This window comes from Pseudomonas atagonensis, assembly GCF_011369485.1.
Classification (GTDB): domain Bacteria; phylum Pseudomonadota; class Gammaproteobacteria; order Pseudomonadales; family Pseudomonadaceae; genus Aquipseudomonas; species Aquipseudomonas atagonensis.
This window is the reverse complement of the sequence record NZ_VXCA01000023.1, coordinates 61,979-85,278: the sequence shown is the minus strand read 5'-3', so window position 1 is coordinate 85,278 and position 23,300 is coordinate 61,979. Positions and strand designations below refer to the sequence as shown.

The 23,300-nt window shown below is 60.3% G+C and carries 26 protein-coding genes; 15 read left to right on the top strand and 11 right to left on the bottom strand.

Going from position 1 to position 23,300, the window contains the following annotated elements; genetic code table 11:
- Window positions 1-15: 15 nt before the first annotated feature.
- The 3 genes from F2P67_RS14845 to F2P67_RS14835 all read right to left on the bottom strand — a co-directional run bounded on the left by F2P67_RS14845 (window position 16) and on the right by F2P67_RS14835 (window position 1,584).
- Window positions 16-303 (bottom strand): PA4642 family protein, encoded by a 288-nt coding sequence (locus tag F2P67_RS14845; RefSeq protein ID WP_025109327.1) that lies wholly within the window; start codon window positions 301-303, stop codon window positions 16-18.
- Window positions 304-366: 63 nt separating this feature from the next.
- Window positions 367-846 carry a hypothetical protein gene (locus tag F2P67_RS14840; protein WP_166221214.1) on the bottom strand — a complete coding sequence of 160 codons (480 nt, stop codon included), beginning with the start codon at window positions 844-846 and terminating at the stop codon, window positions 367-369.
- 180 nt (window positions 847-1,026) lie between these two features.
- A complete protein-coding gene (locus F2P67_RS14835; protein WP_108592715.1) occupies window positions 1,027-1,584 on the bottom strand; it encodes a hypoxanthine-guanine phosphoribosyltransferase in 558 nt (185 codons plus the stop codon).
- 162 nt (window positions 1,585-1,746) lie between these two features.
- Between F2P67_RS14835 and upp the strand changes: the two genes are divergently transcribed.
- Together upp and F2P67_RS14825 are read left to right on the top strand one after the other, a co-directional pair.
- Entirely contained in the window at window positions 1,747-2,385 is a 639-nt protein-coding gene (upp, locus tag F2P67_RS14830; RefSeq protein WP_122599134.1) for a uracil phosphoribosyltransferase, read from the top strand.
- A 2-nt stretch (window positions 2,386-2,387) separates the two neighbouring features.
- Window positions 2,388-3,662 carry a uracil-xanthine permease family protein gene (locus F2P67_RS14825; protein ID WP_166221212.1) on the top strand — a complete coding sequence of 425 codons (1,275 nt, stop codon included), beginning with the start codon at window positions 2,388-2,390 and terminating at the stop codon, window positions 3,660-3,662.
- Window positions 3,663-3,782: 120 nt separating this feature from the next.
- Here F2P67_RS14825 and hemH read toward each other — a convergent pair whose 3' ends face one another.
- Together hemH and F2P67_RS14815 are read right to left on the bottom strand one after the other, a co-directional pair.
- Window positions 3,783-4,808, bottom strand: coding sequence for a ferrochelatase (gene hemH / locus F2P67_RS14820; protein WP_166221210.1), 1,026 nt, complete (start codon window positions 4,806-4,808; stop codon window positions 3,783-3,785).
- 13 nt (window positions 4,809-4,821) lie between these two features.
- The gene (locus F2P67_RS14815) at window positions 4,822-5,724 is read right to left on the bottom strand and encodes a TIGR01777 family oxidoreductase (RefSeq protein WP_166221208.1); all 903 of its coding nucleotides are present in this window, start codon (window positions 5,722-5,724) and stop codon (window positions 4,822-4,824) included.
- 197 nt (window positions 5,725-5,921) lie between these two features.
- Between F2P67_RS14815 and F2P67_RS14810 the strand changes: the two genes are divergently transcribed.
- The 12 genes from F2P67_RS14810 (at window position 5,922) to F2P67_RS14755 (ending at window position 15,961) form a co-directional block, all read left to right on the top strand.
- The gene (locus tag F2P67_RS14810; protein WP_166221206.1) at window positions 5,922-6,908 is read left to right on the top strand and encodes an NAD(P)/FAD-dependent oxidoreductase; all 987 of its coding nucleotides are present in this window, start codon (window positions 5,922-5,924) and stop codon (window positions 6,906-6,908) included.
- The gene (locus tag F2P67_RS14805; protein ID WP_166221204.1) at window positions 6,905-7,120 is read left to right on the top strand and encodes a TIGR02450 family Trp-rich protein; all 216 of its coding nucleotides are present in this window, start codon (window positions 6,905-6,907) and stop codon (window positions 7,118-7,120) included. The genes F2P67_RS14810 and F2P67_RS14805 overlap by 4 nt, the downstream gene beginning before the upstream one ends.
- Window positions 7,121-7,239: 119 nt before the next feature.
- A complete protein-coding gene (locus tag F2P67_RS14800) occupies window positions 7,240-8,202 on the top strand; it encodes a YbgA family protein (protein WP_166221202.1) in 963 nt (320 codons plus the stop codon).
- Entirely contained in the window at window positions 8,202-9,143 is a 942-nt protein-coding gene (locus F2P67_RS14795) for a MerR family transcriptional regulator (RefSeq protein WP_166221200.1), read from the top strand. The genes F2P67_RS14800 and F2P67_RS14795 overlap by 1 nt, the downstream gene beginning before the upstream one ends.
- A 16-nt stretch (window positions 9,144-9,159) precedes the next feature.
- Window positions 9,160-10,605, top strand: coding sequence for a deoxyribodipyrimidine photo-lyase (gene phrB / locus F2P67_RS14790; protein WP_166221198.1), 1,446 nt, complete (start codon window positions 9,160-9,162; stop codon window positions 10,603-10,605).
- The gene (locus F2P67_RS14785; RefSeq protein WP_166221196.1) at window positions 10,598-11,020 is read left to right on the top strand and encodes a nuclear transport factor 2 family protein; all 423 of its coding nucleotides are present in this window, start codon (window positions 10,598-10,600) and stop codon (window positions 11,018-11,020) included. The genes phrB and F2P67_RS14785 overlap by 8 nt, the downstream gene beginning before the upstream one ends.
- The gene (locus F2P67_RS14780) at window positions 11,017-11,799 is read left to right on the top strand and encodes an SDR family NAD(P)-dependent oxidoreductase (RefSeq protein WP_166221194.1); all 783 of its coding nucleotides are present in this window, start codon (window positions 11,017-11,019) and stop codon (window positions 11,797-11,799) included. The genes F2P67_RS14785 and F2P67_RS14780 overlap by 4 nt, the downstream gene beginning before the upstream one ends.
- A complete protein-coding gene (locus F2P67_RS14775) occupies window positions 11,796-13,043 on the top strand; it encodes an NAD(P)/FAD-dependent oxidoreductase (RefSeq protein WP_166221192.1) in 1,248 nt (415 codons plus the stop codon). Before F2P67_RS14780 ends, F2P67_RS14775 begins: the two co-directional genes overlap by 4 nt.
- On the top strand, window positions 13,040-13,855 hold the full coding sequence (locus F2P67_RS14770; RefSeq protein ID WP_166221190.1) for a DUF1365 domain-containing protein: 816 nt from the start codon (window positions 13,040-13,042) through the stop codon (window positions 13,853-13,855). Before F2P67_RS14775 ends, F2P67_RS14770 begins: the two co-directional genes overlap by 4 nt.
- Entirely contained in the window at window positions 13,842-15,107 is a 1,266-nt protein-coding gene (locus F2P67_RS14765; protein WP_166221188.1) for an SAM-dependent methyltransferase, read from the top strand. Before F2P67_RS14770 ends, F2P67_RS14765 begins: the two co-directional genes overlap by 14 nt.
- The gene (locus F2P67_RS14760) at window positions 15,100-15,603 is read left to right on the top strand and encodes a DUF2878 domain-containing protein (protein ID WP_166221186.1); all 504 of its coding nucleotides are present in this window, start codon (window positions 15,100-15,102) and stop codon (window positions 15,601-15,603) included. Before F2P67_RS14765 ends, F2P67_RS14760 begins: the two co-directional genes overlap by 8 nt.
- Before the next feature lie 52 nt (window positions 15,604-15,655).
- On the top strand, window positions 15,656-15,961 hold the full coding sequence (locus F2P67_RS14755; RefSeq protein ID WP_166221184.1) for a YkgJ family cysteine cluster protein: 306 nt from the start codon (window positions 15,656-15,658) through the stop codon (window positions 15,959-15,961).
- 68 nt (window positions 15,962-16,029) lie between these two features.
- On the opposite strand, the gene F2P67_RS14750 is transcribed toward F2P67_RS14755, so the two are convergent.
- The 6 genes from F2P67_RS14750 to hemA all read right to left on the bottom strand — a co-directional run bounded on the left by F2P67_RS14750 (window position 16,030) and on the right by hemA (window position 21,390).
- Entirely contained in the window at window positions 16,030-16,548 is a 519-nt protein-coding gene (locus F2P67_RS14750) for an acyloxyacyl hydrolase (RefSeq protein WP_166221182.1), read from the bottom strand.
- 112 nt (window positions 16,549-16,660) lie between these two features.
- The gene (gene murI / locus F2P67_RS14745) at window positions 16,661-17,452 is read right to left on the bottom strand and encodes a glutamate racemase (protein ID WP_166221180.1); all 792 of its coding nucleotides are present in this window, start codon (window positions 17,450-17,452) and stop codon (window positions 16,661-16,663) included.
- Window positions 17,445-18,200, bottom strand: coding sequence for a molybdopterin-synthase adenylyltransferase MoeB (locus F2P67_RS14740; protein ID WP_166221178.1), 756 nt, complete (start codon window positions 18,198-18,200; stop codon window positions 17,445-17,447). The genes murI and F2P67_RS14740 overlap by 8 nt, the downstream gene beginning before the upstream one ends.
- Window positions 18,194-19,024 carry a peptide chain release factor N(5)-glutamine methyltransferase gene (gene prmC, locus F2P67_RS14735; RefSeq protein WP_166221176.1) on the bottom strand — a complete coding sequence of 277 codons (831 nt, stop codon included), beginning with the start codon at window positions 19,022-19,024 and terminating at the stop codon, window positions 18,194-18,196. Before prmC ends, F2P67_RS14740 begins: the two co-directional genes overlap by 7 nt.
- Window positions 19,025-20,107, bottom strand: a complete 1,083-nt coding sequence (gene prfA, locus F2P67_RS14730) for a peptide chain release factor 1 (protein WP_166221174.1) — start codon at window positions 20,105-20,107, stop codon at window positions 19,025-19,027.
- Window positions 20,104-21,390, bottom strand: coding sequence for a glutamyl-tRNA reductase (hemA, locus tag F2P67_RS14725; RefSeq protein ID WP_166221172.1), 1,287 nt, complete (start codon window positions 21,388-21,390; stop codon window positions 20,104-20,106). The genes prfA and hemA overlap by 4 nt, the downstream gene beginning before the upstream one ends.
- Before the next feature lie 182 nt (window positions 21,391-21,572).
- On the opposite strand from hemA, the gene F2P67_RS14720 reads away from it, so the two are divergent.
- On the top strand, window positions 21,573-23,297 hold the full coding sequence (locus tag F2P67_RS14720; protein WP_166221170.1) for a tetratricopeptide repeat protein: 1,725 nt from the start codon (window positions 21,573-21,575) through the stop codon (window positions 23,295-23,297).
- The last annotated feature ends 3 nt before the right edge of the window (window positions 23,298-23,300 follow it).

Below are 23,300 nucleotides of genomic sequence, written 5' to 3'. Positions count from 1 at the left end.
GGATTGTGAGTGACTTCAGGTGCGGGACTTTTCGATGAGTTCGATATAGTCCGGGGCGTTGCGCTGATCGGCGATCAGGTCAACGAAGGTCTTGCCTTGCTCGTCCTTGCCATCAACGTCGTAGCCGGCTTCAACGAAAAAGCCCAGGAAGCGTTCGAAGTCATCGATGCGCAGGCCTCGGTAGGCCTTGATCAGTTTGTGCAGCGACGGCGAGGTGGCGTCGACCGGTTCAAAATCGAGGAACAGCTTGATCTGCTCATCGCCAATCTCGTCACCAATCACTTGTTTCTTATCTTTACGCATTGCCGACTCCAGCTCGCAGACATTACACGGGGCGGGCAGTTTACCCCTGCGCAGGCTCAGGGCTCAACGCGCGCGCGTGCTGCCGGTGTGCAAATCGGCCCAGATGTGGCCGTTGGCGTAACTGAGGAACTGCACATAAATGGTTTCGTTGCGCAGCAGATCGATCACCACCCGGTATTGGGCCAGCGGATAAAACAGCGTCAGGGTTTTGCTCTTGTCGTCGTAGATCGGCTTTTTCAGGCTTTTGCTTTCGCCATCGAAATTGACCAGCACCTGACTGATCGTCGCACCTTTGTTCAAAGACTTGCCCTTGAGGCGGATCATCAGTGGCGAGGTGACCGGAATCGGCTGCTGATTGGACTGACGCTGGGCACCAACCACCACTGAATAGTCGGTGACCTGCAACAGTTGCTGCTGCTCAGGCTCGGCATCACGCAGGGTCAGGTCGTCCGGCGGCAAGAATTGGCTGTGCATCGGGGCGGCGGCCAAGGGCAGGCTGAGGGTCAGCAACAGGGCGGCGCAGCTGCGGATCAAGAGGCTCATGACAGGCTCCGGAGGGCGGGGCCGAGCACTCTAGCATGGGTGTACAAAACGGATCAGCCCACACAAAACAACCGTGGGAGCGGGCTTGCTCGCGAAAGCGGCGTATCAGCGGTCAATAATGTTGACTGACACGACGCCTTCGCGAGCAAGCCCGCTCCCACAGGGGATACTGCAGGGTTCTTACATTCCTTTAACGGCGAAGATCCCGTTGGCGTTGCGCCAGTAGCCTTTGTAGTCCATGCCGTAACCGAAAATGTAACGGTCGACGCACGGCAGGCCTACGAAATCGGCTTTCAGGTCTGGACGCGCCTTGCGGTCGTGATCCTTGTCGATCAGCACGGCGGTGTGCACTTTGCGCGCGCCGGCGTGTTTGCAGAAGTCGATGATCGCGCCCAGGGTGTGACCTTCGTCGAGGATGTCGTCGATGATCAGCACGTCACGGTCGATGAACGAGACTTCCGGCTTGGCTTTCCAGAACAGGTCGCCGCCGCTGGTTTCATTGCGATAACGGGTCGCGTGCAGGTAGGACGCTTCCAGCGGGAATTGCAGGTGCGTCAGCAGCTTGCCGGAGAAAATCAGGCCGCCGTTCATCACACAGAACACCACCGGGTTGCTGTCGGCCAGTTGTTCGTTGATTTGTGCACCGACGCGGGCGATGGCAGCCTCGACTTCAGCTTCGGTGTACAGGCAGTCAGCCTCTCGCATGATTTGACGGATATGCTCGAGATCAGCGGACATGGCGCTCTCCAGGGGGATGTTTTTCGGAAAAGCGGGCAAAGGTACGCATCCCGCGAGGTCGAATCAAGCCTTAATGGACTAACGTACTCAATGTCCTATAGGACATCACCCTCGGATAGATTAATCTAGGCCGGTTTTTTTGCCCGCCGCCGGAGTTTTTCCATGCCCATCCTCGAGATCCGCCACCCGCTGATCCGCCATAAACTCGGCCTGATGCGCCGCGCTGACATCAGCACCAAGAATTTCCGCGAGCTTGCTCAGGAAGTCGGCGCCCTGTTGACCTATGAAGCTACAAAAGATTTGCCGCTCGAATCCTACGATATCCCAGGCTGGTGCGGCACCGTGTCGGTCGAGAAAATCGCCGGCAAGAAGATCACCGTCGTGCCGATCCTGCGCGCTGGCATCGGCATGCTTGAAGGCGTGCTGAGCCTGATCCCGGGCGCCAAGGTGTCCGCTGTGGGCGTTGCCCGTAACGAAGAAACCCTGCAAGCCCACACTTATCTGGAAAAACTGGTTCCGGAAATCGACGAACGGTTGGCCATGATCATCGACCCGATGCTCGCCACCGGCAGCTCGATGGTCGCGACCATTGATCTGTTGAAAAAGGCTGGCTGCAAAGACATCCGCGCGATGGTGCTGGTTGCCGCGCCGGAAGGCATTGCTGCCGTCGAGAAGGCTCACCCGGACGTGACCATCTACACCGCGTCCATTGATGAGCGTTTGAACGAACACGGTTACATCATCCCTGGACTTGGCGACGCCGGTGACAAGATCTTCGGCACCAAGCAGAAGGACGCGTAACCATGCAGCAAGAGTTCAACGATCCGCTCTGGCGCACGGTGCTGTCCGGCGCCCAGATGCTGTTCGTGGCTTTCGGCGCTTTGGTGCTGATGCCGCTGATCACGGGCCTGGACCCGAACGTGGCACTGTTTACCGCAGGTCTTGGGACGATTCTGTTCCAGATCGTCACCGGGCGTCAGGTACCGGTGTTCCTCGCGTCGAGCTTCGCTTTCATCACCCCGATCATTCTCGCCAAGGGCCAGTTCGGCCTCGCCGCGACCATGGGCGGCGTGATGGCGGCCGGTTTCGTCTACACCTTCCTGGGCCTTGCCGTGAAGATCAAAGGCACCGGCTTCATTGACCGTCTGCTGCCACCGGTGGTGATCGGTCCGGTGATCATTTCCATCGGCCTGGCCATGGCGCCGATTGCCGCGAACATGGCGATGGGCAAGGCGGGCGATGGTTCCGAACTGATCCACTACCAGACCGCGATGATGATTTCGATGCCGGCGCTGCTGACCACGTTGATCGTGGCGGTGTTCGGCAAGGGCATCTTCCGCCTGGTGCCGATCATTTCCGGCGTGTTGGTCGGCTTTGGCATGGCGTTCTATTTCGGCGTGGTCGATACCGCGAAAATTGCCGCTGCACCGTGGTTTGCGATCCCGCACTTCACCGCGCCGGAATTCAACTGGCAGGCGATTCTGTTCATCGTTCCCGTGGCGCTGGCTCCAGCCATCGAGCACATTGGCGGCGTGATTGCCGTCGGTAGTGTGACCGGCCGCGATTACCTGAAGAAGCCGGGCCTGCACCGCACGCTGCTGGGTGACGGCATTGCCACCACCGCTGCCGGCCTGTTCGGTGGTCCGCCGAATACCACGTACGCCGAAGTGACTGGCGCCGTGATGCTGACCAAGAACTACAACCCGAAAATCATGACCTGGGCGGCGATCTTCGCCATCAGTCTGGCGTTCATCGGCAAGTTCGGCGCCCTGCTGCAAAGCATTCCGGTGCCGGTGATGGGCGGGATTCTGTGCCTGTTGTTCGGTTCGATTGCGGCGGTGGGCATGAACACCCTGATCCGTCACAAGATCGATCTGGGCGAAGCGCGCAACCTGGTGATCGTTTCGGTAACGCTGGTGTTCGGTATTGGTGGAGTGCTGGTCGGCACCGGCACCGGCCCGGATGACTTCGGCCTCAAAGGCATCGCGCTGTGCGCGGTGGTGGCGATTGCGCTGAACCTGATTCTGCCGGGCAATGACAGCTGGAAGCACAAGAAGGCGGATGAGCCGCTGATCTAAGGCTTGAAGATTTTTCTGATCGTTCCCACGCTCCGCGTGGGAATGCCTCTAGGGACGCTCTGCGTCCAGTGACGCGGAGCGTCACGGGCTGTATTCCCACGCAGAGCGTGGGAACGATCATCACAACGCAAGCGGCGCTCTTTCGCAAAGAGTGGCCAACGCCTTCGCCCATTGCGGGTCGTCATTCAGGCACGGCACCAGCACCAACTCCTCGCCCCCCGCCTCGCGGAACTGTTCCTTGCCGCGATCGCCGATCTCTTCCAGCGTCTCGATGCAGTCGGCAACAAACGCCGGGCACATCACCAGAATCTTCTTCACGCCGCTTTTCGCCAGCTCATCCAGCCGCGCTTCGGTGTACGGTTCGATCCACTTTGCCTTGCCCAGACGCGACTGAAACGACACTGACCATTTGCCGTCCGGCAAGCCCATGCGCTCAGCGAACAGCTTCGCGGTGCGCAAGCATTGCGCGCGATAACAGGTGGCCAACACCGCCGGCGAAGCATTCTTGCAGCAGTCTTCATTCTTGAAGCAGTGATTACCGGTCGGATCGAGCTTGGTCAGATGCCGCTCCGGCAAGCCATGGAAGCTCAACAGCAAGTGATCGTAATCCTGCTGCAAATGCGGCCGGGCGCTTTCGACCAGCGCGTCGAGGTATTCCGGCTGATCGTAAAACGGTTGCAGGATCGACAACTGCACATCGAGTTTCTTTGCGCGGATCACACGCTTGGCTTCTTCGATCACCGTGGTCGTGGTGCTATCGGCGAACTGCGGATAAAGCGGCGCCAGCGTGATGCGCTTGTGCCCCGCCGCGACCAGTTGCAACAGGCGCGTTTCAATCGACGGTTCGCCGTAGCGCATCGCCAGCTCGACCGGGCCTTGCTTCCACTGCGCTTTCATCTGCTCTTGCAGGCGACGGCTGAGCACCACCAGCGGCGAGCCCTCCTCCCACCAGATCGAGGCGTAGGCATGCGCTGATTGCTCCGGGCGTTTGATCAGAATCAGTGAAACCAGCAGACGCCGCACCGGCCACGGCAGGTCGATCACGTACGGGTCCATCAGAAATTGATTGAGGTAACTGCGCACATCGGCCACCGAGGTGGAGGCCGGGGAACCCAGGTTGACCAGAAGCAAGGCGTGATCGGTCATGCAACGTCCTATTTCAGAGGCGGCTGGAGAGATCATCCAGAGCCGCGCGTAAATCCGTGAACTGGAAAGTGAAGCCCGCTTCCAGCAAGCGTGCCGGCGTGGCCTTCTGGCCGCCAAGCAACAACAAAGACATCTCGCCGAGGCCGACTTTCAACGCCAGGGTCGGCATCGGCATGAACGCCGGGCGGTGCAATACGCTGCCCAGCGTCTTGGCAAATTCGCGATTGCGCACCGGGTTTGGTGCGCACGCATTATAAGGACCACTGGCCTGATCGCGGTGCAGAAGAAAATCAATCAGGGCGATTTGATCGTTGATGTGAATCCACGGCATCCACTGCCGACCATTGCCCAAAGGCCCGCCCAGCCCGAGTTTGAACGGCAGCAACAGCCGCGACAAAAAGCCGCCCTCGGCCGACAGCACCAGACCGGTGCGCACCAGCACCACGCGCATCCCCAACGACTCGGCGCGCAGCGCGGTTTCTTCCCAGGCGATGCACAACTGGCTGGCGAAATCGTCGATCACCGGCGGTGAATCTTCGCTCAGCTCGCGCTCACCACCGTCGCCGTACCAGCCAATCGCCGAGCCGGAGATCAACAGCGGCGGTTTTTGCGCACGGGTTTCCAGCCACACCAGCAACGACTCCGTGAGCTTGATGCGGCTGCTCCACAACAACGCCTTGCGCCGATGCGTCCACGGCCGATCGGCAATCGGCGCGCCGGCAAGGTTGACGATGGCGTCCAGCGGTTCCTCGCCAACGTCTTCCAGACGGGCGATGCCACGTACTTGCGCACCACAGATTTTCGCGACTTTTTCCGGGCGACGACTCCACACCGTCAGGCGATGGCCCTGCTGCAACCAGTGCCGGCAGAGCTGACGTCCGATCAAACCAGTACCGCCGGTCAGCAATATGTGCATGACTTCTTCCTCGCGTGGCGTTTTACCCGGATCACTAGTCTATTTTTATAAGCAGGGATCTTTTCTATCGGGCAGGCTCTATTGTTTAACCATAGGCCAAGCTGTCAGAACGAGAACGCTGGAAGTTATACCAAAAAACAAAATTGTACAGGTTTCATCCACGGCGTAGTCTGTACAGAAAGGTAAACGAGGCCCCTATGACTGTACCTATCGCAATCATCGGCACCGGCATCGCCGGACTCTCCGCAGCTCAGGCGTTGACTGAGACCGGACATACCGTCCAATTGTTCGATAAAAGTCGCGGCAGCGGCGGACGCATGTCGAGCAAGCGCAGCGACGCCGGTTCACTGGACATGGGCGCGCAATATTTCACTGCTCGTGACCGGCGTTTCGTCACTGAGGTGCAGCGTTGGCAAAGCCAGGGCTGGGTCGCCGAGTGGACGCCGCAGCTCTACACCTACCACGGTGGACAACTGAACCTGTCGCCGGACGAGCAGACCCGCTGGGTCGGCGCGCCGCGCATGAGCGCCATCACGCGCGGCCTGCTCGACGGTCTGGAAGTGCATTTCGCTTGCCGGATCACCGAGGTCTATCGCGGCGAAGAACACTGGCATCTGCAGGACGCCGAGGGCTTCACCCATGGCCCCTTCAGCCACGTAGTGATCGCCACGCCGGCACCGCAGGCCACTGCGTTACTGGCCGCCGCGCCGAAACTTGCCGGTGCCGCCGCCGGGGTGAAAATGGAGCCGACGTGGGCCGTCGCCCTCGGCTTCGACACGCCGCTGGATACGCCGATTGAAGGCTGTTTCGTGCAGGACAGTCCACTCGACTGGCTGGCGCGCAACCGCAGCAAACCGGGGCGCGACAACACCCTCGACACCTGGGTGTTGCACGCCACCAGCGCCTGGAGCCGGCAACACATCGACCTGCCCAAGGAAGCGGTGATCGAGCAACTGCACGGCGCGTTCGCCGAACTGCTGCACAGCGCCATGCCCGCGCCGACCTTCAGTCTCGCTCACCGCTGGCTCTACGCCCGGCCTGCAACCGGCCACGAATGGGGCACGCTGGCGGACGCCGATCTGGGCTTGTACGCGTGCGGCGACTGGTGCCTGTCGGGTCGAGTCGAAGGTGCCTGGCTCAGTGGTCAGGAAGCCGCGCGACGTTTGCACGAACACCTGCAGTGAACCGCCTCAATCCGCAGAAACTGCTGCTGTCGAAATGGACAGCAGCCCACCCGCAAAACCGCGAAAAGCACTTTCTGGTGACCGAGCTGTTCCGTGATGAGGACGGCACGGTGCTGGAGATTGAACTGCAAGCGGTACTCACCAAACGCGCCGAGCGGCTTGAATGGCAGACGCTGCGAAATAACGCTGAATGGCTGCAAGGCTGGAAATAAACAGCGCTCCCTCATCTCAAAAACCTATACAAATAGTTTGACTTGCACAACTTTGAATCTATGCTGAAGAAAAGTTGTACAGAGATCACGCTCTGTACAGGTATGGATTCGAGGTGCCCATGTCCGATCTTTCCGAGTGCAAACCCAAAATCGCCATCAGCGCCTGCCTGATGGGCGCCGAGGTGCGTTACAACGGCGGGCACAAAGAGGCGCGGCTGTGCAGCCGGACCCTGCGCGACTATTTCGAATTTGTCGAAGTCTGTCCGGAAGTCGCCATCGGCATGGGCATTCCGCGTGAGCCCATTCGCCTGGTCGGACATCCTGAGCATCCCGAAGCCGTCGGCACGGTCAATCCCGAGTTCAACGTCACCGCGCGCCTTGCCGGATACGGCGAAAAAATGGCCGGCGAACTGACTGACATCTGCGGCTACATCTTCATGCAGCAATCGCCGTCCTGCGGCCTGGAACGGGTCAAGGTCTACCAAGCCAATGGCGCTCCGGTAACCGGCGGCGGGCGGGGGATCTACGCTCAAGCCTTCTGCGCCGCGCACCCGGATTTGCCGGTGGAAGAAGCCGGACGCCTGAACGATCCGGTGCTGCGAGAAAATTTCATCACCCGCGTGTACGCCTACAGCGCCTGGCAGCATCTGCTTGAACAGGGCTTGAGCCGCCGAGCCCTGACCGAATTCCACTCGCGCTACAAATACCTGCTGATGGCCCACAGCCCGCAGCACTACAAATCGCTGGGTAAATTGCTCGGCAACATGGGCCAGACCGACCCGGTCGAACTCGGCCCGCGGTATTTCAGCGAACTGATGGCGGCGCTGAAAAAATGCGCCACACGCGGCACGCACAGCAATGTCCTGCAGCACATCAGTGGTTACCTGAAACAGGCGATCAGCGCCGAAGACAAACAGGAAATGGTCCACGTCATCGGCCAGTACCGCCTCGGCATCGTGCCGCTGGTGGTGCCGCTGACGCTGCTCAAGCATCACTTTCGTCAACACCCGGATCCGTACATTGCGCAGCAGGTTTACCTGCAGCCGCATCCGGAAAATCTCAGCCTGCGAAACGCCATCTAATGAACGACACACCTGATACCAGCGCCCGCGAAGACCTCGGCGCCGACTTCAAGAAAGCCCTCGACGAAGGCTGGCTGCCCATTCGCGAAGTCGCGCGGCAGACTGGCGTCAATGCGATCACCCTGCGCGCGTGGGAGCGTCGCTACGGGCTGGTCATCCCGCAGCGAACGCCCAAGGGGCACCGGCTGTATTCGGCGGAACACGTGCAACGCATCCTGACCATCCTCACCTGGCTCAATCGCGGCGTCGCGGTCAGTCAGGTCAAGCCCTTGCTCGACACGCCGCAAGCCTATACCGAGTCGGCCGAAAACGACTGGCAGCCGTTGCGCCAGACCTTGCTGCAGGCCGTGGCCGTACTCAACGAGCGCAACCTCGACGATAGCGTCAATCAAGCCATGGCGCTCTATCCGCCGCGCACCTTGTGCGAGCAATTGCTCATGCCGCTGCTGGCAGAACTCGAGCAGCGCTGGCAAGGCCAGTTCGGTGCGCAGCTGGAACGGGTGTTCTTTTATTCCTGGTTACGCAGCAAATTCGGCGCACGCATCTACCATAACAATCGCCAGTTGCACGGTGCGCCGCTGCTGCTGATCAACCAATCGGATCTGCCACTCGAACCTCACCTGTGGCTTTGCGCGTGGTTGATCAGCAGCGCCGATTGCCCGGTGCAGGTGTTTGACTGGCCGCTGCCGGCCGGCGAATTGGCACTGGCAGCGGATCACCTGCAAGCCCGTGGCGTACTGCTGTATTCCAGCAAAGCCATGCTCCTTGCGCCGCTGCCGAAACTACTGAACGGAGTCAGTTGCACCAAGATGATTGTCGGACCAACGGTATGCATCCACCACGCCGAGTTGTCCGTAAGAACTTCCGAAATCGCTGATTTGTACCTGGCTGAAGATTTGCTTTCAGCACACCAGGCACTCGTTCAGCGTGGGCTGATTTAATGATGGGTTTAATTTCATGCAATTGATCTGGCTGCGCAGCGATCTGCGCCATCACGACAACACCGCCCTCGCGGCCGCCGCAGCCCGCGGCCCGACCGTGGCTGTGTACCTGTTGAGCCCGCAGCAGTGGCAACAACACGATGACGCCGCGTGCAAAGTGGATTTCTGGCTGCGCAATCTGCAGGCACTGAGCGAAAGCCTCGGCTCGCTGAATATTCCAGTGTTGATTCGCACTGCCGCGCATTGGGATCAGGCGCCGGCAGAGCTACTCAAACTCTGTCGGCAACTGAACATCGAAGCGGTGCACGTCAACGAGGAATACGGCGTCCACGAAAGCCGTCGCGACGCAGCGGTGGCCGAAGCGCTGAACGCCGAAGGCATCGAATTCCACAGTTACCTCGATCAGCTGCTGTTCAAACCCGGCACCGTGCTGACCAAGACCGGCACCTACTTCAAGGTGTTCAGCCAGTTCAGAAAAGTCTGTTACGAACGCTTGCATCGCTCGATGCCGGCGCTGGTCAAGGCACCCGGCAAACAGGCAAAACCGGCGATCGACAGCGACCCGGTTCCCGCTGCCGTGAAAGGCTTCGCCACGCCGAGTGAATCCCTGCGCGCGCTGTGGCCGGCCGGTGAAAAAGAAGCCCGGCGTCGCCTCGAGACCTTTACCGACGCACAAATCGATTACTACCAGAGTGAACGCGATTTTCCCGCCAAGCCCGGTACCAGTCAGCTGTCGGCGTACCTCGCCGCCGGGGTGATCTCGCCGCGCCAGTGCCTGCACGCCGCCCTGCAAAGCAATCAGGGTGAATTCGAAAGCGGCAAGGTCGGTGCGGTCACCTGGATCAACGAACTGCTGTGGCGCGAGTTCTACAAACACATCCTGGTCGGCTACCCACGGGTTTCGCGTCATCGGGCCTTCCGCCCGGAAACCGAGGCGCTGGCCTGGCGCGACGCGCCGGAGGACCTCGCCGCCTGGCAAGAGGCGCGCACCGGTCTGCCGATCATCGACGCGGCGATGCGCCAACTGCTGGATACCGGCTGGATGCACAACCGTCTGCGCATGGTCGTGGCGATGTTTCTGACAAAAAACCTGTTGATCGATTGGCGCGAAGGCGAGCGCTTCTTCATGCGTCATCTGATTGATGGAGACTTGGCGGCCAACAACGGCGGCTGGCAATGGAGTTCTTCGACCGGCACCGATTCGGCGCCGTATTTCCGCATCTTCAACCCGCTGAGTCAGTCGGAAAAATTCGACAGTGAAGGCCTGTTCATCAAGCACTGGCTGCCGGAGCTCGCCGGGCTGAACAAAAAGGACGTGCATAACCCGGCCAAGCTCGGCGGGTTGTTTGGCGTCGCCGATTATCCTTCGCCGATCGTCAACCTGAGCGCATCTCGAGAGCGCGCGCTGACAGCGTTCAAGAACCTGCCCTCGCGCGCGTTTGCAGGAGAAGGCGATGAGTGAATTCCTGCGCCGCTTCGCCCGACAGTTTGGCGAGTTGAACAAAGACAACTTGCAACGTTTGAGCGAGCTGTACAGCGATGACATTCATTTCACCGACCCGCTGCACGAGGTGCAGGGCCTGGCGCATTTGCGTAATTACTTCAGCGAGCTGTACGCCAACGTCAGCGAGCTGCGTTTCGATTTTCACGGTTACGACCAGATTGGCGATGGCGAAGGTTATCTGCGCTGGGTCATGAGTTACCGCCATCCGCGTTTGTCGGGCGGACGGCTGATTCGGGTCAGCGGCTGTTCGCATCTGCTCTGGCGCGACAAGGTTTATCGCCACCGGGATTACTTCGATGCCGGGGCGCTGTTGTATGAACATTTACCCGTATTGGGCCGGGTCATCGCCTGGCTAAAAAGGAGAATGGGATGAGTCGTACACCTCCACGGCGCTATTGGTTGACCGGGGCCAGCAGTGGCATCGGCGCAGCGCTGGCTGAAGAAATCCTCAAAACCGGTGCGCACCTGGCGGTCAGTTCGCGCCAGGTCGCCCCGCTCAAAGTGTTGTCGCAACGTTATCCGGGACAAGTGCTGGTGGTGCCGGGAGACTTGACCGACAGCCAGACCGTGCGCGAAATCGGCGAACAGATCCGCGAAGACTGGGGTTCGCTGGACACGGTGATCCTCAACGCCGGCACCTGCGAATACGTCGATGCCAAACAGTTCGACGCTTCGATCATCGAGTACGTCGTGCGCACCAATCTGCTTGCCAGCAGTTATTGCATCGAAGCCGCGCTGCCGCTGTTGCGCAAAGGCACCGCGCCACATCTGGTCGGCGTCGCCAGCTCGGTGACGTACCTGCCGCTGCCCCGGGCCGAAGCCTATGGCGCGTCGAAAGCGGGATTGCGTTACCTGTTCGAATCGCTGCGCATCGACCTCGCGGATGAAGGCATTGAAGTCACTGTGGTCAGCCCCGGTTTCGTCGAAACGCCGCTGACCGCGAAAAACGATTTCCCCATGCCGCTCAGTTGGCCTGTGGGTAAAGCCGCGCGGCACATCTTCGCCAGGCTCAAGGAACGGCCGCTGGAGATCGCCTTCCCGGCCTTGTTCATGGCCGCGCTGTGGCCGCTGTCGAAACTCCCCGCCGGCCTGCAACTGGCCATCGGCAAGCGCATGGTGCGCAAACCGGCACCGCTGAAGGACCCGGCATGAAAATCGCCATTGTCGGCAGCGGGATCGCCGGACTCACCTGCGCCTACCTGCTCAATCGCCGACACGAGGTGCATGTGTTCGAGGCCAGCGACTGGGTCGGTGGCCACACGCACACGGTGCAGGTGACCGTCGATGGCCGCCCGTACGCGGTGGATACCGGTTTCATCGTATTCAACGACTGGACGTACCCGAACTTTATCCGCCTGCTCGACCAGCTCGGCGTGGCCTCGAAGCCGACCGAGATGAGTTTTTCGGTGACTGACCCGGACACGGGTCTGGAATACAACGGCAACAACCTCAACAGCCTGTTTGCCCAGCGCCGCAATCTGTTGTCACCGGGATTCTGGGGCATGCTGCGCGACATTCTGCGTTTCAATAAAGAAGCCCAACGCGACCTCGCCGAACTGCGCATCGCCAGCGACATGACCCTGGATGACTATCTGAAGGCCGGCGGCTACGGCGAGCGCTTCATCCTGCATTACATCGTGCCGATGGGCGCGGCGATCTGGTCGATGCCGATGGCCGAAATGCTCAATTTCCCGTTGCAGTTCTTTGTGCGGTTTTTCAAGAACCATGGGTTGTTATCGATCAGCGACCGCCCGCAGTGGCGGGTAATCGAGGGAGGTTCCAGCGCCTATGTCGCGCCGCTGACTGCGGCCTTCCACGACAACATTCGCCTGAACTGCGCAGTGACGCGGGTCGACCGCGACGAGCACGGCGTGGTTATCCACAGCCCGGCCGGCATCGAGCGTTTCGACAAAGTGGTGTTCGCCTGTCACAGCGATCAGGCACTGCACCTGCTCGGCAGCCCGAGCGACGCCGAACGGGCGATTCTCGGGGCTCTGCCCTACGCCGACAACGAAGTGGTGCTGCACACCGACACACGCTTGCTGCCGACACGCAAACTGGCGTGGGCGAGCTGGAATTTCCGTCTCGGCGGCGCGGGCCACACCCAGGCCGCCGTGACCTACGACATGAACATCCTGCAGGGCATCCAGAGCGACACCACGTTCTGCGTCAGCCTCAATCAGAGCGCCGGCATCAGCCCGTTCAAAGTGCTGGCCAAATACACCTACGCGCATCCGCAGTTCAGCCTCGCGGCGGTGGCGGCGCAGAATCGCTGGGCGGAACTGGATGGCGCGCAGCACACCCATTATTGCGGCGCCTACTGGGCCAACGGTTTCCATGAGGACGGCGTGGTCAGCGCCTTGCGCGTCGCCGCCTCGTTCGGGGAGACCCTATGAACAGCGCCCTGTACAGCGGCTGGATCGGCCATCGGCGCTTCTCGCCGCGCCGCCACCAGTTCCGCTACCGCATCGGTTTGCTGTACCTGGATCTGAGCGAACAGGAAGAAGTGCTGAACCTGTCACGGCTGGCCGGACACAGTCGCTTCGCGCCGTTTTCGTTTCGCGAAACCGATTACCTCAAGACCTTCACCCAGCGCGGTGTACAGCTGATCGATGCCGTTCGCCAACTGGTCGGCGGTGCCATCGGTCATGAGCCGCAAGGTGCGGTGTGCCTGCTGACTCAGCCTCGCAGTTGGGGATTGTCGTTCAATCCGGTGAGTTTCTTTTATTGCCACGAGGCCGACGGGCAACTGGCAGCGATTGTCTGTGAAGTCACCAATACGCCGTGGCGCGAACGTTATCACTACGTGTTGCCGGCCCGGGCACCGGTGAATCTGCAGGATTTTCATCAGCACTTTGCCGTGGCCAAGGCGTTTCACGTGTCGCCGTTTCTGCCCCGCGATCTTGAATACCGCATGAGTTTCAGCCCCGCCGCGCAAAACCTCGGCGTGCACATGGCGGACTGGCAGGGCGAACACAAACTGTTCGACGCCACCCTCAATCTGCAACGCGAAACCCTCGACCGCCGCAGCCTGCATCGCTACTTGCGACGCTTTCCGTGGATGACCGCGAAAACCGCGTTGGCGATTTACTGGCAAGCCCTGCGCCTGCTGCTCAAGCGGGCACCGATCTTTGCTCATCAGGCTGCCGACGGCAGCTTTCAAACCGCCTCTGTGCCTCCCAAGGAGCACCGCCATGAAATCCTCTAGCCTGTCGGTCAGTCGGCTCAGCACCAACGGTTTGACCGGGTCGCTGCTGCGCCGCGGCGTATTGCGCCAATTGGGTCAGCTCAAACACGGGCAATTGCTGGTGGTCGAGGATGGCGAACGGTTGATGTTCGGTACGCCGGGCAGTCCGTTGCTGGGGGAAATCCATGTGCTGGATTCAGCGGTCTGGGGCATGGTCGCCAGCAGCGGTTCGATCGGCGCGGGCGAGGCGTTCATCCACGGTTACTGGAGTTCGCCGGATCTGACCGCCGTGGTGCGGGTGTTTGTCAGCAACCTTGAAGTGCTCGATGCCATGGAAGGTGGCCTGGCTCGCCTCGGCCGGCCCCTTGTGCAAGGCCTGCACTGGCTCAATCGCAACACGCGCAGAGGCTCGCAGAAAAACATCGCCGCGCATTACGACCTCGGCAACGAACTGTTCGAGCAGTTTCTCGACCCGACCATGATGTACTCGGCTGCGCAGTTCCTCAGCGCCGAAGACAGCCTGGAGCAGGCGCAGTTGAACAAACTGGAACGGATCTGCCAGAAACTCGCGCTCAAACCCGATGACCATTTGCTGGAAATCGGCACCGGTTGGGGCAGCATGGCGCTCTACGCCGCGCAGCATTACGGCTGTCATGTCACCACCACGACATTGTCCAAAGAGCAATTCGCATTCACCGCACGGCGCATCGAACAACTCGGTCTGCAGGATCAAGTGACGCTGCTGTTGCAGGACTACCGCGACCTCACCGGGCAATACGACAAACTGGTGTCGATCGAGATGATCGAAGCCGTCGGCCATCGCTTCCTGCCGACTTACTTCAAACAGTGTGCGCAATTGCTCAAGAGCAACGGCCTGATGCTGTTGCAAGCCATCACCATCCGTGAACAACGTTATGAACAGGCCAAGCGCGGCGTCGACTTCATTCAGCGCTACATCTTCCCCGGCGGCGCCCTGCCCTGCGTGCAAAAAATGCTTGAAGTGGTCAGTCGCGAGACCGACATGAACCTGCTGCACATGGAAGATTTCGGCCTGCATTACGCGCGTACGCTGCGCCTGTGGCACGAGAACTTTCGCCGCGCCCACGGCCGCTTGAGCGAATTGGGCTACGACGATTATTTCCTGCGGTTGTGGGAGTTTTACCTGTGCTACTGCGAAGGTGGCTTCCTTGAGCGCACCATCGGCACCGCGCAATTGTTGCTCGCCAAACCCGCGGCGATGCCTGCGCCGCTGCTCGGACGTTTCGATGCCTGAGCGATGGCGTGTGCATGCACTGAACGCCGTGCTGTTTCAGCTCGGCTGGCTGGCCTGTGTATTGGGCGGGAACAGTTTGTGGCTGTTGCTGGCGCTGGCAGTATTGGTGATTCATCTGCGTTGGGTCAGCAGTTGGGCGGCTGAGGGGCGTTTGATCCTCAGCGTGGTGATTGTCGGCACCGCCGTGGACAGTCTGCTGCGCGCGGCGGGTGTGTTTGCCTTCGAGGATCCGTCGCCGCTGATCCCGTTGTGGCTGATGCTGCTCTGGGCTTTGCTGGCCACGACATTGCGTCATTGCCTGCAATGGAGCGCTAGACCGTGGTGGCTGGCGAGCAGCCTGGGGGCCGTGGGCGGCGCGCTGTCCTACTACGGCGGTGGGCGACTGGCCGGCGTGGCGTTCCCCTACGGCGAACTGCCCACGCTGATCGGCATCGGCCTGCTCTGGGCGCTGCTGTTTCCGCTGCTGCACCTGATAGCCAGGCGACTGGCCGGCTGAGCGTCCGTCAGACCTTTCACACGCCGATCGGCGACTGCCTTACACTGGCGCCATGAAAACCATTCCCCATCAGCAAATCACCGAGCCTGCGGTCACCTGTTCGACCTGCGCAGCCTGCTGCTGTCAGCTCGAAGTGATGCTGATCACCGACACCGGCGTGCCTGAGCGCTTTATCGATACAGATGACTGGGGCGGTGAAGTGATGCTGCGTCTGGACGACGGCTGGTGCGCGGCGCTGGATCGCGACACGATGATGTGCACGATCTATGAGAAACGCCCGTTGATCTGCCGCGAGTTCGAAATGGGCGCGCCGGAGTGCATTGAAGAACGCCAGGGCATTGCCACGGCGTATCGCTGATTCCGATACTCCCCAAAAACAAATGTAGGAGTGAGCCTGCTCACTCCTACAGGGGTTAGGCGTACGACTTACAACGGCAACGTGTAATGCAGCGAGTAGCTCTCTACCCCATCGTTGCTGCTGGCCAGGCCGGCGTTGGAATAGTGCGTCGCACGAATCCCGACTTCATGCCCGCCATTGAAACGCAGACCAAAACCGAAGCGGTCTTCGAACTGGAAGGCGCCGCCGATATTATTGTCTTCGTATTTAGTGTTGGAGAACACCGCCACGCCGATCCCCGCTTCGACATACGGTTTGACCGACTGGCCGGCAAACTCGTAAACAAACACCGGCGAGAACGACAGGCTGTTGTTGCTGGAGGTCTTGTCACCTTCCCAGTAGGTATAGGCGCCGCTCCAGTAACCGGTCAGGCGACCGACGTCGCTCTGCAGCCAGCTCTTGTCCCAGTCGAAATTCATGCCCAAGCGATAAGTCATTGTCGAATCGCTGGTAGCACCGACGGCGAATTCAACGCCGGCAGCTTGTGCGGTAATACTTTGCCCCATCAGTGCGGCCGCAATCGCGGCCAAGCAGAATAGTCGCTTCACTTTGAAACTTCCTTTTCCGGAACGATCGTTTGGTTTTCTGGATAACTCAACGCTATAGAAGTCGGCGCCTGTTCAGAAGTTCAGCCGATTTTTCAGTTATTTCACACTTTTTTTACAAGGTGAATTTTTTTACGTCGACTGCCGTTTGCCCCAGCAGCGGCAGGACATTGCACAAGTAATCCGGATCAGCACTCGTCCAGAATCTGACTGAACGGTTCGGGCCATCGGCGAGCAGATCGCGCTCGGCCAACAGCCGCTGAAGTTGCCGTGCGACGGCGGCGCCGGTATCGATCAGGCTGATGTCTTCGGGGATCATCGACTTGAGCATCGGCTTGAGGAAAGGATAGTGCGTGCAGCCGAGAATGATCGTATCGCAACCGTTGGCCAGCAGTGGATCGACATAATGCTTGAGTAAGGCGCGCAACTCATCGCTGACCAGATCGCCGCGCTCGATCAACTCGACCAGCCCCGGACAGGGCTGAGTGATGACGCGCACGTCGGTGGCAAAACGATCAAGCAGGGCTGCGAACTTGGCGCTCTGCAAAGTACCGGTGGTTGCAAGCACGCCGACCACACCGCTACGGGTCGCGGCTGCCGCTGGTTTAACCGCAGGCTCCATGCCGACAATCGGCCAGTCAGGGAAATCACGACGCAAGTCGGCAACACCGGCCACGGTCGCCGTGTTACAGGCGATCACCAAGGCCTTGGCGCCCTGCTCGCGGAAAAAACCGGCCATGACGCTGCAGCGCTGGCGAATGAATTCCGGGGTCTTCTCGCCATAAGGAATGTGGCCGCAATCGCCGAGGTACAGCAGCGACTCGTTGGGCAGCAAGCGCTGGATCTCCGCCAATACCGACAAACCGCCGACACCGGAATCGAACACCGCGATCGGTGCTTCACGCATGGCGCGATCCGCACACGCTGCAACCCGGATCACGCTTGACGCGCAATTCACGGAAGCGCGAGCCCAAGGCATCGATCAACAACAGGCGCCCCACCAGCGGTTCGCCGAAACCGACCAACATCTTCAACGCCTCAAGCGCCTGAAGACTGCCGACCAGGCCAACCAACGGCCCGACCACGCCCGCTTCGCTGCAAGTCAGTTCGGCTTCGCTACCGTGCCCGTACAAACAGTGGTAACACGGACTCTCGGGGCGACCTGGATCAAACACCGAGAGCTGCCCTTCAAGGCGAATCGCCGCGCCACTGACCAAGGGTTTCCCGGCGGCCACGCACGCGGCGTTGACCGCTTCGCGGGTAGAAAAATTATCGGAACAGTCGAGCACCAGATCGACCGCAGACACAGCGGCGGCGAGGGTGTCTTCATCCAGCGCCTGACGATGGGCGACCAGTTCAATCTGCGGGTTGATCGCGCCCAGACGCTTGAGCGCCGAGTCGACCTTGCTCATGCCGACGCTGTCGGTGTCATGAATGATCTGGCGTTGCAGGTTGGTCAGATCGACCGTGTCGAAGTCGGCCAGATGCAATTGACCGACCCCCGCAGCAGCCAGGTACAAGGCAACCGGTGCACCGAGACCACCGAGGCCGACGATCAGTACCCGACTGTCCTTGAGCTTCAACTGGCCATCGATGTCGATGTGTTGCAGCAGAATCTGCCGGCTGTAGCGCAGCAATTCCTGATCATTCAGCACGGCAGGCGTCCCAGACTGATGCGTTGATGGCCGCCCAGATCGGTGCGGCTGTGGACTTCTTCAAAACCGCGCGTCAGCAACAGATCGCGCACGGCTTCCGCTTGATCATAGCCATGTTCGAGCATCAGCCAGCCAGCGGCCTCCAGATGATCCGGAGCCTGGGCGATGATCAGGCGCAGATCGTCGAGCCCGTCTTTACCGGCGACCAACGCACTTTGCGGTTCGAAGCGCACATCGCCTTCGACCAGATGCGGATCGGCGGCAGCAATGTACGGCGGGTTGCTGATGATCAGTTGAAAGCGCTGACCTTGCAGCGAGCTGAACCAATGACTGCTCAGCACCGTGGCGTTGTTCAGGTGCAGACGCTGGCGATTGCGTTCGGCCAACGCCACAGCCTCCAGCACGCGATCCACGGCGGTGACTTTCCACGCCGGACGCTCGCTGGCCAGGGCCAGAGCAATCGCGCCGCTGCCGGTGCCGAGGTCGAGTACTGTCGCCGGGGTCGCCGGCAGCAATTCCAGCGCCGCTTCCACCAGCAGTTCGGTGTCGGGACGCGGGATCAGCGTGTGCGGCGCAACTTCCAGATCGAGTTTCCAGAAACCCTGCTGACCGAGAATGTACGCCACCGGCTCGCCGCCGCGACGGCGTTGCAAGTACTCGGCAAACACCAACACGGCTTCGCTTGGCACGATGCGCTCGGGCCAAGTGTGCAGAAAACTGCGCGACTTGCCCAGCGCGGCCGCCAGAAGCAATTCGGCGTCCAGACGCGCAGTCGGCGAATCCGGCAGTTCGGCGGCGCGCAACAGGCTGGCAATGATGGTCATTTATTCACCAATCGCGGCGAGTTGATCAGCCTGGTATTCGGCCAGCAAAGGCTCGATCACAGCTTCAACACCACCGGCGAGAATTTCATCAAGGGAGTAAAGGGTCAGGTTGACGCGATGGTCAGTGACCCGGCCCTGGGCAAAGTTGTATGTGCGAATCCGCTCGGAACGGTCACCGGAACCGACGAGCAATTTGCGCTCGCTGGCGATGGCATTCGCCGCCGCTGCGGTTTGCTGATCGTTGAGCTTGGCCGACAGCCAGGCCATCGCCCGGGCGCGGTTCTTGTGTTGGGAACGTTCTTCCTGACACTCGACGACGGTGCCGGTCGGTATGTGCGTGATGCGGATCGCCGAGTCGGTGGTGTTGACGTGCTGACCACCGGCGCCGGAAGAGCGGAACGTGTCGACGCGCAAATCCGCCGGGTTGATCTCGATGGCTTCACGCTCGTCCGGCTCGGGCAATACCGCCACGGTGCAGGCCGAGGTGTGGATACGGCCCTGGGATTCGGTGGCGGGTACACGCTGTACGCGGTGCGCGCCGGATTCGAATTTCAGCTTGCCGTAAACGTTGTCGCCTTCAATTCGGGCGATGACTTCTTTATAGCCACCGTGCTCGCCCTCGTTCTCCGAGAGAATTTCCACACGCCAGCCGCGACGTTCGGCGTAACGCGAGTACATGCGGAACAGATCGCCGGAGAAGATCGCCGCCTCGTCACCACCGGTGCCGGCGCGGATTTCGAGGAACACGTTGCGACCGTCGTTCGGATCCTTGGGCAGCAACATGCGCTGCAGATCGGATTCCAGGGTGATCAGCATTTCCTTGGCTTCGCGGACTTCTTCCACGGCCATTTCACGCATGTCCGGGTCGCTGTCCTTGAGCAGCGCCTGCGCGCCTTCAAGATCGCTTTGTACGCCAAGGAGCTTTTTATAGCCTTGTACGACCGGTTCGAGTTCGGCGTATTCCTTGGAATAAGCGCGGAATTTGGCTTGATCGGAAATGACTTCAGCGTCGCCGAGCAGCGCGGTCAGTTCCTCGAAACGGTCCTGGAGAATATCCAGCTTATTGAGCAGTGACGCTTTCATTGCGGTTTTTTATCCGAAAAGCTATCCGGTGAGCCCTCGAGGGCAAAGAGTTCCTGAGCCATGGCCAGCGCATCGAGGCGGCCTTCGGCAGAAAGCTTTTTCAGTTGCACGCTGGGCGCATGCAACAGTTTATTGGTCAGGCCACGGGCCAGTTGCCCGAGCACCTCTTCCGCGTTGCCGCCGTTGGCCAGCAGACGCAGGGCTTTTTGCAGTTCTTCGTCGCGCAGCCGTTCGCTCTGTTGACGATAGGCCTTCAGCACGTCGACCGCCGCCAGTTCGCGCAGACGCACCATGAAATCGTCGGCGCCGACCGAAACCATTTCTTCGGCTGCTTGCGCCGCGCCCTGTCGGCTCTTGAGGTTTTCGGCGACCACCTCGTGGAGATCGTCGACGCTGTAGAGGTAAACGTCGTCCAACTCGCCAACTTCCGGCTCGATATCGCGGGGAACGGCGATATCGACCATGAAGATCGGCTTGTGCTTGCGCAGCTTCAGCGCGCTCTCGACCGCGCCCTTGCCGAGGATCGGCAACTGACTGGCGGTCGAACTGATGACGATGTCACTGCGCACCAGTTCTGCCGGAATGTCCGACAGCAACACCGCGTGGGCACCGAACTGTTCGGCCAGCTGACTGGCGCGCTCCAGCGTACGGTTGGCGACGACGATGCGCTTGACCCCCAGTTCGTGCAAATGGCGGGCGACCAGCGTGATGGTTTCGCCGGCACCGATCAGCAAGGCCTGACTGCGTTGCAAATCGCTGAAAATCTGTTTGGCCAGACTGACGGCGGCAAATGCAACGGACACCGGGTTTTCACCGATGGCGGTGTCGGTGCGCACTTGCTTGGCGGCGTTGAACGTCGCTTGAAACAAACGCCCCAGCAGCGGGCCGATGGTGCCGGCCTCGCGGGCCACGGCGTAGGCCGATTTCATCTGGCCGAGAATCTGCGGTTCGCCCAACACCAGCGAGTCGAGCCCGGAGGCGACGCGCATCATGTGACGAACTGCCGCATCATCTTCATGCACATAAGCGCTCGCGCGCAGCTCATCGAGGCTTAAATGGTGATAGTCGGCCAGCCAGCGCAGCACGATATCCGCCGAAAGCTGATCCTGTTCTATATAAAGCTCACTGCGATTGCAGGTGGAGAGGATCGCAGCTTCGCGGCTGTCGGTGAGTCGGCAGAGCTGCTGCAAGGCCTCCACCAGCTGCTCAGGGGTAAAGGCCACGCGCTCGCGGACGTCTACTGAAGCAGTCTTGTGGTTGATACCGAGTGCAAGGAAGGCCATTCAAGGTCGCTGATGGTGACGTGAAGCCGGCAATTGTCCACCTTCGTCAGATTCAGAACAACTACCGCTGACTATTGTCCCAATGGTTGGCCCCTATAATGGGCACAATTGAGACTCGGTTATGTTTGGCCGAAGGCTTGTGTCATGATGATCCGACCGCAGGTTAGTCGTCCTCTTCCTATATGAATAGATCTTCCGCGTTGCTCCTCGCTTTTGTCTTCCTCAGCGGCTGCCAGGCCTTGGCCCCCGTTTCGCAGGACGGTGCCTCACCGGTCGAAGACACCACGCCCGCACCTGAAAAGCCCAAGGTTTACAGCTCGTTCAGCGAGGAAACCGTTTTCAGCCTGTTGAGCGCCGAACTCGCCGGCCAGCGCAATCGTTTCGACATTGCCCTGGACAACTACGTGACCCAGGCCATCAACACTCAGGATCCCGGCGTTTCCGAGCGCGCATTCCGTATCGCCGAATACCTGGGCGCGGATCAGCCTGCTCTGGATACCGCGCTGATCTGGGCGAAAAACGCCCCGGACGACCTCGAAGCGCAACGCGCCGCCGCCGTGCAACTGGCCCGAGCCGGGCGTTACGACGACTCCATGGTCTATATGGAGAAAGTCCTGCAGGGCAAGGGCGACACCCATTTCGACTTCCTCGCGCTGTCGGCGGCTGACACCGATCAGGAAACCCGCAACGGTCTGATGAAAAGTTTCGACCGTTTGTTGCAGCGTCATCCGAACAACAGCCAGCTGATTTTCGGCAAGGCGCTGTTGTTGCAACAGGACGGCGACAACAAAGCGGCGCTGACCCTGCTCGAAGACAACCCGCCGGAAGACGGCGAAATCGCGCCGATTCTGTTGCGTGCACGCTTGTTACAGATCCTCAACCGAGGTGACGAAGCGCTGCCGCTGCTGCAAAAAAACATCAAGAAGTATCCGGACGACAAACGCCTGCGCCTGACGTATGCGCGGATGCTGGTCGAACAGGACCGGATGGACGACGCCAAAGCCGAGTTCTCCAGCCTCGTTCAGCAATACCCGGAAGATGACGAGCTGCGCTACTCGCTGGCACTGGTGTGCCTGGAAGCCAAAGCCTGGGACGAGGCCAAAGGCTATCTGGAAGACCTGATCGCCCGCGAAAGCCACGTCGATTCGGCGCATTTGAACCTCGGTCGTATTGCCGAGGAACGCAACGACCCGCAAGGCGCCCTGATCGAATACGCCCAGGTTGGCCCGGGCAACGACTATCTGCCGGCTCAACTGCGTCAGGCCGACATTCTGATGAACAACGGCAAGACCGCCGAAGCGCAAAGCAAACTGGCAGCCGAGCGTGATGAACAACCGGATTACGCGATTCAGTTGTACCTGATCGAATCGGAAACCCTGTCGGCGAACAAACAGGACGACAAGGCCTGGAAAGTCCTGCAAACCGCCTTGCAGCAATACCCGGACGATCTGAACCTGCTTTACACCCGGGCGATGCTCGCGGAAAAACGCAATGATCTGGCGCAGATGGAAAAAGACCTGCGCCTGATCATCAAGCGCGATCCGGACAACGCCATGGCGCTGAACGCCTTGGGCTACACCCTGTCCGACCGCACCACCCGCTACGCTGAAGCCAAGGCGCTGATCGAGCAGGCACACCAGATCAATCCGGAAGACCCGGCGGTACTCGACAGCCTCGGCTGGGTGAACTTCCGCATGGGCAATCTGGATGACGCCGAGAAATATCTGCGTCAGGCGCTGGAGCGCTTCCCCGACCATGAAGTCGCCGCGCACTTGGGCGAAGTGTTGTGGGTCAAGGGCAACCAGCGTGAAGCCAAACAAGTCTGGGGCAAATTCCTCAAGGATCAGCCCGACAGCACCATTCTGCGCAGTACCATCAAGCGCCTGACCGGATCCGAGACTCTTTAACTC